Raw genomic sequence first — 13,890 nt, 5'->3', positions numbered from 1 at the left:
TAGGTGGCAATCATGAAAAAACATTTAAAATAGAGGGTTACTTTACACAATTCTATGGGCCTTGTGCGGCTCGCTATTCAAGAATGCTGAATTATATCAGCTAGTATTGTTTGCAGATTGCAAAGCCAAATCCGCACATCTAGTTAAAAATCAAAGATTATTCGACTAATGTTTTGAACTCAAGTGATATACCATAAATTTATTCAATTCTAAACGCTTCTTCTTTATGGCCATCTCTAAATAGTTGTATGTATCCATCTTCTGATACTTTGATACCAATCCCATATTTAGAAATCGCAACAGCGGCAGCTGTACGCCCGCCACCTAAACTTCCTCCCCCTATTTTTAATATTGCACCTATGCTAATAATATTTCCTTCATTATCAATAGCAAAACAACCATCAATGCCTGCCATTTCCTTTCTCAATAATCTTCTCAAATCTTGAAATCTTTTTTTGTTAGATAGTTTATTTAAAATTTCTACTTTTTTGATATATCTACTGTCTTTTATCATTTCGCTATCTATTAAATTTTCATTAAAATTTATATTTGCATCATTTATTACTCCTATAACACAACCAGTTTTTGCAAATGAAACATCTAAACCAGTCTGATAAATAGCATATTTTAGTTGATTATCCTTAATATTAGCCCTTGCTGTTAACCTCATGATGATTTTTTCAGCATGATATTGTATCCATTGCCTACTTTTCTTTGAATATCTTAAACTACCATCAGAAATTAAAAGTATATCTCCCATTCGTGTTAATATTATAACTTTTTCTTTCCTTAATTCTTTTATAGTGCTGAATCTATAAGGTAATAGTGTATTATCATAGAACTGATCAAACTGTTCATATCCAATTATTTTTCCATACATATCTATCCTTATAAAACTATTCATTCCGTCAGTGATTGGAGCGAAATAATCACTTCTAATAGTATCAAATATACTTATCTCGGAGTCGTTTTTTTCTGGTGTAATTATAATCCCTATTGATATTTTATTTCCCTCGTAAGTTTTATTCCTCCAAAAATATATTGAATTTAATATCTCATCAAATAATTGGTCAGAGTATTTATTAATATCATCAAACTTTTGATTAAACCCTATAAATTCTTCTAATATAATACTGTCCAGAAAATTTTCTATTATTACTTTTTTCATTAAAGGATTAATATCTTTATTCTCGAATGAATAAATTTTCAGTAAAGCTTTTTTTACGCACTTTTCTTCTATTTTTGAGAAGTTTTCAGGTCTTATAATTCTATATAGTTTTTTATCGTGAATGATCTCAAGGCTCTTATTACCTTTACCTATGTAAACTCCATTTTCTTCATTACTTCGTTTGTTAGTTTTCAAATCTAAATTTGTACCTGGAAATAATTTACAAAGATAATCAACTAGCTCTTCAATCATATATAACCTATCAACTTTTGTTGGATAACGATGAAATTAAGCACTATTTGGGAGAATCTAGAATATATCCTCCATCGGCTTATTGTGCTTATTTTTTTATTATCACCCCATACCATGTTCTGCGATGACTGGAAAATACGCTATGAGACTTGGGGCTGGACTGCGCCAGCATGCTGAATTCAAGTGATAAATGCCCGGGTTCCTCGATCATGGAATGGAATTGACCACAAAATCATGTAGTGACGGAGACTAGTTTCGCCCCTTGGAGATACGAGCTCAAGCCCATCAAGGCAGACCCCTACGGGGATGGCTTAGGCCATGCCTTGATGGGCTTGGCTTTCTGGTGCTTCATTTGGGTGACGGACGGGGATGCCACCGGCGAGGGCTCCACAAGGATTGCAATAAGTCAGACCGTTATGCAATTCCACATCCAAAGTCGTGTATTTACTACAGATCAAAACTTGAATTTGCAACAGGAAGTCTTGGCCAAGGCCGGATTGTGAGAAATTTTTGAAGATATGGTGAGCGGAACTCGTGTAGACCTTCCAGGGCTGGCCAAGCGCTTGAAGTACTACGAGATAGCGATACTTGGTGTTCTGGAAGTGCACCGCATAGGGCGTAGCGTGAAGCACCTGGCAACTTGAGCTCTTTGCGAAACTTTGCTCTACCATGTACCTGTCCAGCTGGCCCTGACAATCAAGAACGGGCACGGAGAGTGGAAAAAGCACCAGCGAGACACCTGAAAACATCCTGGACTGCGAGGCCATTGCCTCACCACTCGCGGATCGCTAGAATTTCGCCATGCAAACCAGCGTGAAGTTTGTTCAATGAACCAAATTCAAGAGACTCCCTTATCTAAGGACTTGGCCCTGATTTCTGGCGTCACCAAGCGTCTGGATGTTGAACTGCCGCTGTTCCTGTCGCCCGTGACAGCGGGCTTTCCCTCACCTGCTGATGATTTTTTGGAGAAGCGCCTGGACCTGAACGAGTACCTGGTCAAGAACCCGGCTGCCACGTATTTGGTCCGGGCGTCTGGCGATTCCATGCAGGGGGTGGGCATCCATGACGGGGACGTGCTGGTCGTGGACAAGTCCGTCGAGGCCGCGGACGGCAAGATTGTAATCGCCATTGTCTACGGTGAATTCACGGTCAAGACGTTAAAACGGCGCAATGGGCACGCCTTTCTGGTTCCGGCCAATGACGACTTTCCGGAGATCGAACTCACGCCCGAGATGGACTGCGAAGTCTGGGGCGTGGTGACGAGCGTGATCCGCAAGATGCCCTGACACCACCGGAAGAGAGGCCTGCCACAATGTGCGGACGTTTTGTCCTCTGGATCACCCTGGCCATCCCCGAGCACTACGGACTTCCTGGACCCGGGAAATCCATCCAGCAGAGCTACAACATAGCGCCGGGGCAGGAAATCATGGTGCTGCGCCAGGGATCTTCAGGCCGGAGCCTTGCTCGCCTGAGATGGGGCCTGATCCCTTCCTGGACTCGCGACCTGACAAAAGCGCCGAAGAGCATCAATGCCCGGTCCGAGACGGCTTGGGATAAATCCAGTTTTCGTTCCGCTATCCGGCACAGGCGGTGCCTGATCCCGGCCAACGGGTTCCTGGAGTGGAAGAAGTCCGGAACCAAAAAGCAGCCATACTTGATTGGCTTCGAGAACCTGGAACTATTCTCCATGGCCGGAATCTGGGAATCCTGGAAGAATCCAATGACGGGCGAGGTCATCGACTCCTGCGCCATCCTGACCACCAATTCCAACGAGGCGGTGGCGCTCATCCATGACCGGATGCCGGTGGTTATCAGGCCCGAGGAATATCCAACATGGCTCGCGCTGGAGAGTTCTCGGGAGCAGATTGACACCCTGCTTCAGCCCTTCACCGGCATGCCCACTCTGATGCAGCCGGTCAGCGCCAGGATCAACAACGCCAAGAACAACGATCCGGAATGCATCGTCCCGGTCCTGCTAACTGACGCTACTCAAGGTTGACCATGCCACCCTCGACGATTTTCGCCCTGATGGACTGTAACAATTTCTACGCTTCCTGCGAACGGGCGTTCAACCCCAAGCTGCGGGGCAAACCCATCGTGGTTCTCTCTAACAACGACGGCTGCGTGATTGCCCGGTCCAACGAGGCCAAGGCCCTGGACATCCCCATGGGCTCACCGGCGTTCAAGTTCCAGCCGTTGTTCAGAAAGCACGGAGTCCACGTTTTTTCATCCAACTTCGCCCTGTACGGTGACATGTCCCGGCGTGTGATGGACACGGTTTCCCGGTTCACCCCGGACATGGAAATCTATTCCATCGACGAGGCGTTTCTGCGTCTGGACCGGATGCACGGCCATCCCCTGGACCTCGCCCGCAAGATCAGGGCCACGGTCCTGCAATGGACCGGCATCCCGGTATCCATCGGCATCGGCCCGACCAAGACTTTGGCCAAGGTGGCCAACCGTGTGGCAAAGAAGAACCTGGAGCACGGAGGGGCCTTCAGCTTTGCGGATTATCCGGATCAGGACCGGATTCTGGCCGGGATTGAAATCGAGGACGTTTGGGGCATCGGGCGACGATACAGCAAGAAACTTCGCGAGTTCGGCATTCGCAACGCCTTGCAATTCAGCAAGCTGGACAAGGATTGGGTGAAGAAGCGGATGACCGTGAACGGGATGCACACCCTGCTGGAGCTTCAGGGCATCCCGTGTATCCCGTTGGATCAGACCGTAGCCACGCCCAAGAGCGTCGTCTGTTCGCGCACTTTTGCCAAGGCGGTCACGGACAAGGAGCAGCTTGAGCAAATTGTTTCCGGATATGCGGCCAGGGTGGGCGAGCGGCTTCGCGGCCAGAAGTGCTTGGCCGGGCAGCTTCAGGTCTTCGTGCTCACGGACCGCTTCCGCCTGGACAGACCGCAATACAGCAACGCGGCCACCGTCTCCCTGGCCGTGCCATCAAGCCACACGCCAGCCCTGATCAGGGCTGTCCGGAGAGTCCTGGAGCAGATTTTCAAGCCCGGCTACGAGTACCGCAAGGCCGGGGTGATGGTATTCGGAATCGAAAAAGAACAGGGCCGCAGGCTGAACCTGTTCGAGCCGTCACAGGAAGAACGGGCGCGGAGCAAGGCTCTGATGGACACCATGGATCGGGTCAACGCCAAATGGGGAGCCATGACCATGCGCGTGGCCGCGGAAGGAACGGGCCAGCGCTGGGTGATGCGGCAGGCGCATTTGAGCCCACGGTACACATCGGACTGGCGAGAGTTGCCGAGGGTTTTTTGAAATCTCATCCCGAATTGTGAGGTGACAGATTCTCACGTAGATGAAAATGCATTGTACAATTTTGAGATCCCTCATATGCCAGCATTTTATGAAAATAGGGTACTGCCTTCATTTAACAACGTTTCATAACCAAGGCTTTCTTGGGCTATTCGTTGGCCAGATGAAAATAGTATAAGCAACCTTGGCACTATAACTGGCGCACAATCAAACCACTGAAAATAGGGTTCGAACCCTTCTTTTTTTCCCTTCAAGTCCAATCTCTTGCCATGATCTAGAAGCCACTGATAGGCAGCAACCGCTGGTTTTAGCTGAGGGAGTCCGTTTGCACGACGTTTCTCATCCACCTTGGCCGGAAATTCGATCCCGGCTGGATCTATATCTCCAAGATATCGATAGGTTGTACTACCTACTAGTTCCCCAATTTGATCAAGCATTGTGATTCTTTTGAATATCGCTTTGCCAGCAGCATAAGCCACAGCAGCAAACCAACCATATCGAGCATTAGCGCGACTCAAACTCCAGTAAGAATGTTGGTTCTCCACCACAAGCACCGGTCTTCCCTTCGCTCCAAGATAATCAGGTGGACGTTCAAAAGGCAGAGGATCACCTATATCAAGTGCACCGATTATTGAAAGAGGAAGACGCCCCCCAAATATAGCCCCATTTCTTATATTGTGTTTGTTATCGAAATAGTGTTCGTCCCCGAATATTTCAAGTGCACGCTCCCGAAATGGCACAGGTTCGAACTGACCCCGTCGTGCTATAAGAAACTCGTTGATGCGTTGTAACGCTTCACGCTGAGAAGCATTCAACATGCCCTGAATATCTGCCAATTCTGGGCACCAAGCCACGCATTTTTCACTGCCTTCTTCAGAGCCACCATTTGCTACGGCCATGGCTTTAATCCAATCTGGTCGGTGGGGCGTCGTCTGAATATTCCAGTTCTTGCGGTTCTTCGGGAAGCCAATGAGTCCTTTCTGTGCCATTGCCTCCAGTTCATCCATCACGTCGTGATGAACATTACGGTCAAGCTCATCATATTCCGGATAGGCATTGAGAAAGGCCTCAACTACTGTTTGATAGGGAACTCTTGCTCGTGGATGGGCCTGTAATGTGCTTAAAAAGAGTTGACTCTTATGTTCCAGCATCTTCATGTACCTGCAAACGAATTGCCTCTACACACTGTCGCCCTGTGGTCCGCTCAAGTCGACCGGATTGACGCATATGAATATGACGCGAAAACGTATATAGAGTATTTGGGTCTTTGACACCGCTGAAATATATAAGCTGGATGTCCATAGCCTGGGCCAAGGCACGTTGGATCTTCACGAGCCAAGGCTTGTTGGCCTCACCAAAAGGGTTGTCCATGAGCAGGACGCCGCAACTCCCAACTTGACGTCCGTGGGCCTCAGCGCGAAGACGGGCCGATACCAAGTAGAGCATCATGGCTACAGTGATCCCCTCGGCCCCTGATAATGCTAACTTACCAACTGGCACGAGGCTGTAGCCATCAAGCGTGGGTTCCGGCTTGAGCAGTTTGATCTGTAGACTTCTGCTTCGTTCTGCCGTGATGTGCCAGAGAGTATTAGCCACCATAGCTTGCCCGTTCTCAGGAGAATCCCCGTCCCTGACCATCTGGCGTAGGCGCTCTTTCATGAGATCAAACAATGGAGCCTGCAGGTCGAGTGCAACCTGCCTTAAAGTGAGAATCGGTTGCCCACCGATGCGTTCAACACCTCCAGGAATAGTAATGCCCATGGCGCGCTTTAAAAGTCGGATGCCGTCTTCGACCAGCTTTTGCAGGGCTTTAGCACAAATCTCTATGTCGCTTTCCTTATCCTGGATCATCTGGTCCACAGCCCGAATCCTATTGGCAAGGTGCTGGGAGACATTCACGGACTGTTCGCAGAAGGAGTCAAAATGCTCAACGCCATTGGCGGCTATGATCGCGCATTCGTGCTGTGCGTATTTTCTGACCTGCTCGTCATCGAGAATATTACGAAATTCCTTGTGACTGGAGAAAGCTTTATTTTGTGCTTTGTTTACTTCTCGTTCTGCAGCAACTTTTCCTTTCACTGCAGCTTCAACTATTGCGTCAAGTTGAGCAGTTTCAAGCGTTCCCGTAATAGGTTCAGGAGCAAGTTCGGGATGTTCCATGATCTCAAGGCTGCGAACAGCGACCACAAAGGTATTATGCCGGTCTTTAGATTCCTGAAGTGCTTTCTCTATTTCACAACGGGTTGCGGCAAGAGCAATCAATGTATGGTTAATATCCTTTTCCTGGTGCTGAGTAGCTTGCAATAGAGCGACAACACATCCAGTAGTCGCTTTGGTTTCGTCCATGTCCTCGGGAGGCCAGTACTCTTCCTTTTGTTTCTTCCAAATCTTGCGCCAGTTTTGCCTCTCATTTTCTAACTTGTCTCGTTGTTTGGACAAATAATTAACTTGGAGCTCCAGGTCTTCAAGTTTTGGAGAAAGCCGTGAAAGGTCGGCTGTCAAGTCCACGCTTTGAACCGCACGTATCTCTTCTTCCGCTAGATCGGCATACTTCGTCTTCAATGTTTGTTCTTTTTCTTGAACCTGTTTTTCTAAAGCCCTCAACAAATCCTGGTACTGGACGACTTTTCCAGATGCCGCAGCTTGGTAATGCGTGTATCGATTTTCATAAATTGCCATAAGCTCTTCGATGGACTCGGCAACAACTTGTCCAGGGATCAACTCATGCGACATATGTATTTGCTGCATTTGTTGGGACAAGCTTCCGCGACGTGCCGTAAGGGGCAATTTATCCTGCTCCAGCCGCTTGCTTATTGCGATAGCCTTCTCGCTGGCTTTATCCAGTTCTTCCTGCTCTCGCTCTAACTGTTTGATTTTGTGGTTTGCTTCAATCAGTTTCTCCTCATACTTAGCTCGATGATCTTCATGCTCTCTCTTGTAGCGCTCGACACTATCTTGGAGCGAAAGGATTGAGTTAACTTCCCCTATGAACTCGCGTTTTGTTTCTTCCTTTTGATGAAGGAGATCCTTCTTTTCGATAATATTGTTTTTTATACCAGCCAACCGCTGGTGAAACGTGGCCTTTTCCTCTTTCAACCGATCCAGGGAGTCCCTAGTGTACTTCAGCCTGCCATCTCCGAACTCTTGGCTCCATGCTTCAAGCGCGGCCTGTAGCCTATCAAAACGATTCCGCTGTCCTTCCAGTTGTGAGATATTCTGGTCGAGCTCGGCCACCTGGCCGTCCAGCGCGTGCAGAAGCAATTGCGCCGCACGTTCATTATAGAGTGCATCCCCATCAGGCCCAAGCACGAACTGATCCTCAAGCGTAGACCTGTCTTCGAGACTGGGGAGCGAGACAGTCACTGTCCGTGTTAATGGCAAAGATTCAGAAAAGGTTGTATCTTCACGTAATTTATTAAATTTTTTACTAGTATGCACCAGCACTCCCGAAAACCGGGCAGGATCTGAAAGAAAAAGATTTCTGGCCTGGGCAGGTTCATCAGGATACTGCTTAGCCAGCCACAAACTATATGGCATGGCGTCTCCACCGCGGGCACGGATTTGCTCCACGACCGCTGTCACGTCGTGGTCCACCCCTCGGACATGGAAGCTCTCGATGCATCGTTTGTCTTTTGCCAGCGCCTCCTTCTCAATGTGCAACCGGGCAAAGGACTCACCGGTCTTACACCTCCGCTCCTCAAGGCCAGACCTGATGAGTGGCGAGTTCAGGTCGATTTCTGTGGTATCCGCAAGTCCCAGTTCCCGACACAATTCGCGCAGATGCTTCGCAGTTGACTCCTCTTTGTCAAGACGTTTCTGGATCTCCAAAATGTTCCCGCCAAGCTTCTCCAGCCGTGGATTAGCGTTCTCAATCTCTTTGTCCAGCCTCGCAATCTCCTTGCGAAGCTCCGAGACATGTTCATCCAGAGCCGCCACGTCCGCGTCAAGGGCCTGCCGCTGCACCCTCAGACGTGTGAGTCCAGCCGCCGCTGATTCGTCCGCCAGCAGCACATTCTTCTTGACAAGGTGCTCCCGTTCGGACTTCCCATTTTCCAGCTTCTGATCAAGACTTGAGGCCAGAGAGACCGTATCGGATAACTCGCGACCTGCTTTCTTCCGTTGTGTTGCAAATCCGCGCACCTCTAAATCAAGCTTCTTGATCTCATCATCCAATTTACTGATTTCGCTCTTTATTTCATAAACATTGTTTGTTATGGCAACCTTACAATCCCTACCGGCGACCATGACTCCTTCAGCTAGATCTGCAATGCTTGCTTGTTCTTGGTTCAACAACTCGAGATAATTTTTAGTCTGCGCCCGCAATGTATCCAGGCTATTCAACACCTCTCGGGCCATAAGGAGGTTATGGCGGCGCTTCAATAACATTAAGTTATTGCGCTCCTGCTCATACTGTTCTGTAAATATGCGGTGCTGGACTCCACGCTGAAAGTCTTCGATGCCGCGTATTTGATTCTGGGTCTGGACGAGCTCCTGATTGGCCTTCACCCAATCCTCCTTTACACGCAGAAGATTTCCTTCGTGTTGACTCTGGGCCACAAGAGCCAAATCACGTTCCAGTTCGGCAGCACGCTTGAGCCCCAGCCCCTTGCTTTGCTCCTGAGCTAGTGCAGCCTGGGCCTGGACTAAGCGTTCGGAAGCTTCTTTGAATGGCTGAAACTTAAGCTGGATGGCCTCAAGCGCAAAGAGCATCTTCTCATACCGGGGAATTTCTTTAATTCGCTCCAAGCCCTGCCGCACTGATTCGACCACTTTATCTGACTCGCCCTCGTTAAGGCAGAACTTCATGAACTTGCGTAGGAAATCCCGTTCATCTTTATATTTGAACATTTCGGCATCCTTGATGCCAGCCTCACGCAGGTTCATCTGGACCTGCACGTTTACAAGTTCTGGATCAATTCCGAATGAATCGCACAGGTGTCTGATCCAGACTCCTTGCGCGTCGAAAATCTCGAAGTCACATTCAGCGTTTGGATCATCACGTCTGCCCCTGAACCGTTGCCGCATTTCTACTACCCACTCTTTGAAGTGGGATAATGATGCCAAAGCGTTTAATGCTAGACCTTTACATGGCTCATCCCCGTGGATAAGTGCCTTGAGTGTTACGCCGCGCAGGCAACGAATGGAGAAATATCTTCGTTGATACCCTCCCTGTGCATCCATCACCACCACTTGTCCAACTAGGAAATGTTTTGTGGCAAAAGCTAAACCGGGAATAATCCCTCGGGCGTTGGTTGCTCCGGAATCAAATTCCAGAACCATGATTCCAGGGCGCAAATAGGTAGAATCAAAATAATCTGCGAACTTACGATTCGAATCCTGAGAAGATGCCTGAATGAACCTCTGCTCGTTCGGCTGAAGTACCGTAAAGAGCAACGACAAGGTTGTTGTCTTGCCAGTCTGGTTGTCGGCAACAATCACCGTGTCCTGGGGCTTCTCTGAAGTTTCGTTGCAGCATTCCACGAGCAGATCGTTGAACCAAGCATTGGAGACGCCGACGTTGTGTAAATAATAGCGTAGCAGATGTTTCACAATTCTTTCGCCTTTTATCCATCTTCCGGCTAGCTAATGGTTAGATTGTTCTACCGAATTATCCAAAATCCACAGAAATATTTCGCTAAAAAGAAGTTCCCTGGCGTGAATCTTGTAACGTTGTGTTGCGTTGTAGATGACCAATCCATCTTCTTCATCCACTTCGAGGAACCCATAGTTTCGAAGAAATCGCGCCACGATCTGAAGTAGTCCGCTTTTGGTGAACTTGGAGCCACTTTTGCTATCGGGTTCTCCGTCAGGGAGTTCCGCGAGAAACCGCCATCCAGGTTTCATTATTTTATCAACCGACTCTGGGTCACTTTTTTCCTTGTTTGCGAACCGATCGATGAATCCCTTGAGGTGAAACAAAATGTCGTCAAGTAAGTGTGGCTTGGGAGTAAAATCGGGGTCTTCCAAATCATGGGCTGTAGGGAAAAAGGCCATAGTCACGACCGCGAAGCAGATGACCAGCGCTGCCTTATCTACTTCGCTAAAGTAATTGTTAATTTCCGTCAGACGTACAGAGCATCTGCTGTCCTTGCTCATCGCCCCAAGTACAAGACCATAAGATGTTCCGTAAAGGACCTTGAGTTCAAAACCGTAGGCGATATTGTTTACGAGAAGTTGGAAATCGGTGTTTTCAGCATAAAGTTTGAGCAACCCTCGGTAAACATCATCCCTGTGGGGATTAGGCCGGGGGGCGAGAGCCTTGTGAATAAGGCGGGCCGCATTGCCCGCAGTGGGGTCATACTCCACCTATTCTATCCTCCGTATCTTGACGAAGATCCAACAACAAGTTGCTGCCCGAGGCTACTCTATGTGCGAAGTCGCCATTTAGGCTCGCCAAGCCTTTAAAGATTTCCGGATCTGAAAAGGCACAATCCATCTTAAAAATGGCGCACAGCAGGTCATCATCTTCAAATTTCTTGTCATTTTCCATCATTGTGAGAATATCTAGGATGCTCACCTTCCCGCTTGATCGCAGAATCTGCACCACCTTGTCATGGATGAACTTTTGTCGCTCCATGGTGAAACGATCACGAAAAAGGGCCTCCACATCTATCTGCTCCCACTGCTCGTCCTCGACAGGTCGACCCTGTTCACGTCTCTGGGCCTCTAGCAATGCTTCAAACAATGTCAAAAGGTCAAGGATTTTGGGAGACTCCACTGCGGAAAACACATAGCTCTTCTCTTTCGACATCCGGAGGAGATCCGCAAGAGGTCGAGTCATGAGTTCCGGTAAGATTTGAGTTTCCAAATCAGGCAGAGTCGAGGGCTTAATCGTGTGCAAGGCAGTAAGTTGGTGCTCCAAATAACTCTCCAAAGTTTGTAGTACTTTGATGTAGAGGTCATTGTGCCTGTTGCGGCACTCCTGGACGATCTCATTCAATTGCACCAATCGTTCCAATTTTTCCCCTTCAGAAGTCTCCATAATGAATGCTATCTGCCGTAAAATCGCACCCTCCTCTTCCAAACGCCCCGAGATGTGCTGACGTGCCTCGGTGATTGAAGGCGACACCTCGTCAATCCACTGTTCATACCGGGGGTTTCGCTGAATAAGCAGAACCTTTTGGCGTAGCAAAAAACTCATATCCCTGGAAATCTGTCTCGCGCTCTGGGCCATAACGACAGACTCCTCGATGCGACCCTTTTCAAGGAGACGGGAGATCATGGCATCATGGGCCTCCTGCTGTAGCATGAGGTTCACGCTGAGCATGGATGCAAAGAGGGTCATCGCCTCCACGGTCACATAATAGGCGTATGGCTCATGGACGTGATTTTGTTTGAATTCCACAAGCCAGAACGAGTGCTCCCGGAATTTCCTCTCTTCGCCATCAAAGTAGTTAAAGATGAACTTTGATCGCTTGTTTGGAGCATTAATTAAACGATCCAAAACCTTGCGAAGAATCAACCTCACTTCGTCTTCAGTGGCATTAGGTGCCATGTCTAGTACCATTTGGCCGCAGGTCTCGTATATATCATCACGCCTTGCTCCTTCATCGGTAGCGTTGCGTTCAGCTATATAGTCTATGAGTTGAAGTACGAGATACTGTGTATCAATCATGTCGGGATCAATCCCTAGCCCCCCGAATAGGAGGCGTTTTTCCACCTCAATCTCGATGATCGGTCTTATAAGTAATGCATTTTGTTGTTGACGGGTTATAATGGGCAGAAAATTTGTCATGGCATAATCCAAGATTTTTCTCTTTACTTAAATCTCAGCAAAGATATGAATCTACAGTCTCGATCGTCTTAGTAATCAAAGATAATATTAAATTTAATATCTGCTAGCTGTCTATTTTAACTGTAGTCTTAGGTATTGACTCCAAGAACGTCTTCATTCTCCCATCACCGGAAACTACTTTTATATATCCAGTCTCTTGAGGGTTAAACATGCAATAAGATGCTTGAGCCAAAATTATTTCTTTACATTCTTGAGTGTTTCCAGCATCACTGATTGCCTTAAAAGTCATAAGCGCATTTTGTCTATGCTTATTAAGAACTGCATTATGTTTGTGACTTAGAAAATTCTTACCAGCTAAGTAGAGTAGATAGGATAAAGTTGCATAAATAAAAACTTTGCTCGCTATAAGTTGGAGAGCCTCGTAATTATCCTTGGGGGAAAGCCAATCCCATTTACTTGCAAGTACAAACAAAAGTGAGATACCAGCTAAAATACAAGCCATTATTAGAGTATATTTCAACCATTTTTTTGCTTCATTGTCATGAAAAACATGCTCTTCTTTAAAATATATTGCTTGTTGAGATACACCTTGTTCAGCAGCAACTTTACGTATTTCTTCAAGAATACTCTCAGCCTGCTCTTTTGATTGTTCTAGCTGTCGGGTTACTTCTTCAGATTTATCTTCAATTTTCTGAAAAACGCCACGTGCTTCATGCTCTATGAGTCTAAAATCTGTTGTTCTACAAGCAGAATACGATATTATATCTTTTAGTTTTTGGAAGCTTGGTGCATACCTATTTTCAATGGCTTTTACGTATTGGTCTCTAACTTGATCTGGGTTTGGTGTTCCTTGAACCTTAAAGTCAATTATATTTTTAAAATGATTGTAATCAGCGTTTGCGTGGTTTTCTAAACCATTAAGTTCAGATTCAGGAAAATCATCCAATGCAGAAAGACTTATTCTTGAGTACAATTCTATTAATCTTTTGGCTGGTTCGACTGCAGCAGAAAAAGACAGCTCTTGGCCCAAATCACCACTTCTTGGCAATAATGAGACATCAAAATTTTGCATCCTCTCAAATGCTTTCTTCGTTTCATCTATCTGCGACATCAAATCACCTCCAAATCATTAACGTTTCAATTCAAGATTGATATTGTTTAATTTGTAATTAGACTTTCCTGATATATCCACATCGCCCAAATACTTTCCCTACTTTGCAAGGATAGCTGGTCATTTCATCGGAATAGCATAATGCAACAAGAAAACGGCATCCTAGCCTATCAAAGAAGTTTATTTTGACAATTGCCGTAGCTCAGGACGATACCTTTTGCAAGTGCCGGAATGCATTCTATTTTGCTTGACGTCTTATACGCCAATGCACAAGGGGGGAATGAGTTAAATGAACAGCCTTGGCCACAGAAGGCAAATCATTAATTATTTAATGATTTGCCGAGCATG

Annotated in this window: 10 protein-coding genes; 3 read left to right on the top strand and 7 right to left on the bottom strand. The window is 46.9% G+C overall.

Annotation, left to right across the window (positions count from 1 at the left end; translation table 11 throughout):
• Positions 1–199 precede the first annotated feature (199 nt).
• Positions 200–1,420, bottom strand: coding sequence for a diadenylate cyclase (locus DESLA_RS0100215; protein WP_028570904.1), 1,221 nt, complete (start codon positions 1,418–1,420; stop codon positions 200–202).
• A gap of 311 nt (positions 1,421–1,731) precedes the next feature.
• Positions 1,732–2,187, bottom strand: coding sequence for a hypothetical protein (locus DESLA_RS22640; RefSeq protein WP_156932809.1), 456 nt, complete (start codon positions 2,185–2,187; stop codon positions 1,732–1,734).
• A 60-nt stretch (positions 2,188–2,247) separates the two neighbouring features.
• Here DESLA_RS22640 and DESLA_RS0100205 point away from each other — a divergent pair, with 60 nt between their 5' ends.
• Genes DESLA_RS0100205 through DESLA_RS0100195 form a run of 3 tightly spaced genes read left to right on the top strand, consistent with a single transcriptional unit; the run spans position 2,248 to position 4,699 of the window.
• Positions 2,248–2,706: a LexA family protein gene (locus DESLA_RS0100205; RefSeq protein WP_084031771.1), complete on the top strand. Its 459-nt coding sequence runs from the start codon at positions 2,248–2,250 to the stop codon at positions 2,704–2,706.
• A gap of 26 nt (positions 2,707–2,732) precedes the next feature.
• The gene (locus DESLA_RS0100200) at positions 2,733–3,419 is read left to right on the top strand and encodes an SOS response-associated peptidase (protein ID WP_028570901.1); all 687 of its coding nucleotides are present in this window, start codon (positions 2,733–2,735) and stop codon (positions 3,417–3,419) included.
• Positions 3,420–3,421: 2 nt separating this feature from the next.
• Positions 3,422–4,699 carry a Y-family DNA polymerase gene (locus DESLA_RS0100195; RefSeq protein ID WP_028570900.1) on the top strand — a complete coding sequence of 426 codons (1,278 nt, stop codon included), beginning with the start codon at positions 3,422–3,424 and terminating at the stop codon, positions 4,697–4,699.
• Between the two features lie 86 nt (positions 4,700–4,785).
• On the opposite strand, the gene DESLA_RS21330 is transcribed toward DESLA_RS0100195, so the two are convergent.
• The 5 genes from DESLA_RS21330 to DESLA_RS22635 form a co-directional block, all read right to left on the bottom strand.
• A complete protein-coding gene (locus DESLA_RS21330) occupies positions 4,786–5,853 on the bottom strand; it encodes a hypothetical protein (RefSeq protein ID WP_156932808.1) in 1,068 nt (355 codons plus the stop codon).
• A complete protein-coding gene (locus DESLA_RS0100185; protein ID WP_028570899.1) occupies positions 5,834–10,246 on the bottom strand; it encodes a coiled-coil domain-containing protein in 4,413 nt (1,470 codons plus the stop codon). The genes DESLA_RS21330 and DESLA_RS0100185 overlap by 20 nt, the downstream gene beginning before the upstream one ends.
• A 33-nt stretch (positions 10,247–10,279) precedes the next feature.
• Complete coding sequence (locus DESLA_RS0100180) at positions 10,280–11,002, bottom strand: hypothetical protein (protein WP_028570898.1); 723 nt, start codon at positions 11,000–11,002, stop codon at positions 10,280–10,282.
• Positions 10,992–12,431: a hypothetical protein gene (locus DESLA_RS0100175; RefSeq protein WP_028570897.1), complete on the bottom strand. Its 1,440-nt coding sequence runs from the start codon at positions 12,429–12,431 to the stop codon at positions 10,992–10,994. Before DESLA_RS0100175 ends, DESLA_RS0100180 begins: the two co-directional genes overlap by 11 nt.
• Before the next feature lie 103 nt (positions 12,432–12,534).
• The gene (locus DESLA_RS22635; RefSeq protein WP_156932807.1) at positions 12,535–13,542 is read right to left on the bottom strand and encodes a hypothetical protein; all 1,008 of its coding nucleotides are present in this window, start codon (positions 13,540–13,542) and stop codon (positions 12,535–12,537) included.
• Between the last annotated feature and the right edge of the window lie 348 nt (positions 13,543–13,890).

It is taken from the genome of Desulfonatronum lacustre DSM 10312 (genome assembly GCF_000519265.1).
Classification (GTDB): Bacteria; Desulfobacterota; Desulfovibrionia; order Desulfovibrionales; family Desulfonatronaceae; genus Desulfonatronum; species Desulfonatronum lacustre.
This window is presented reverse-complemented; position numbering and strand designations above follow the sequence as displayed.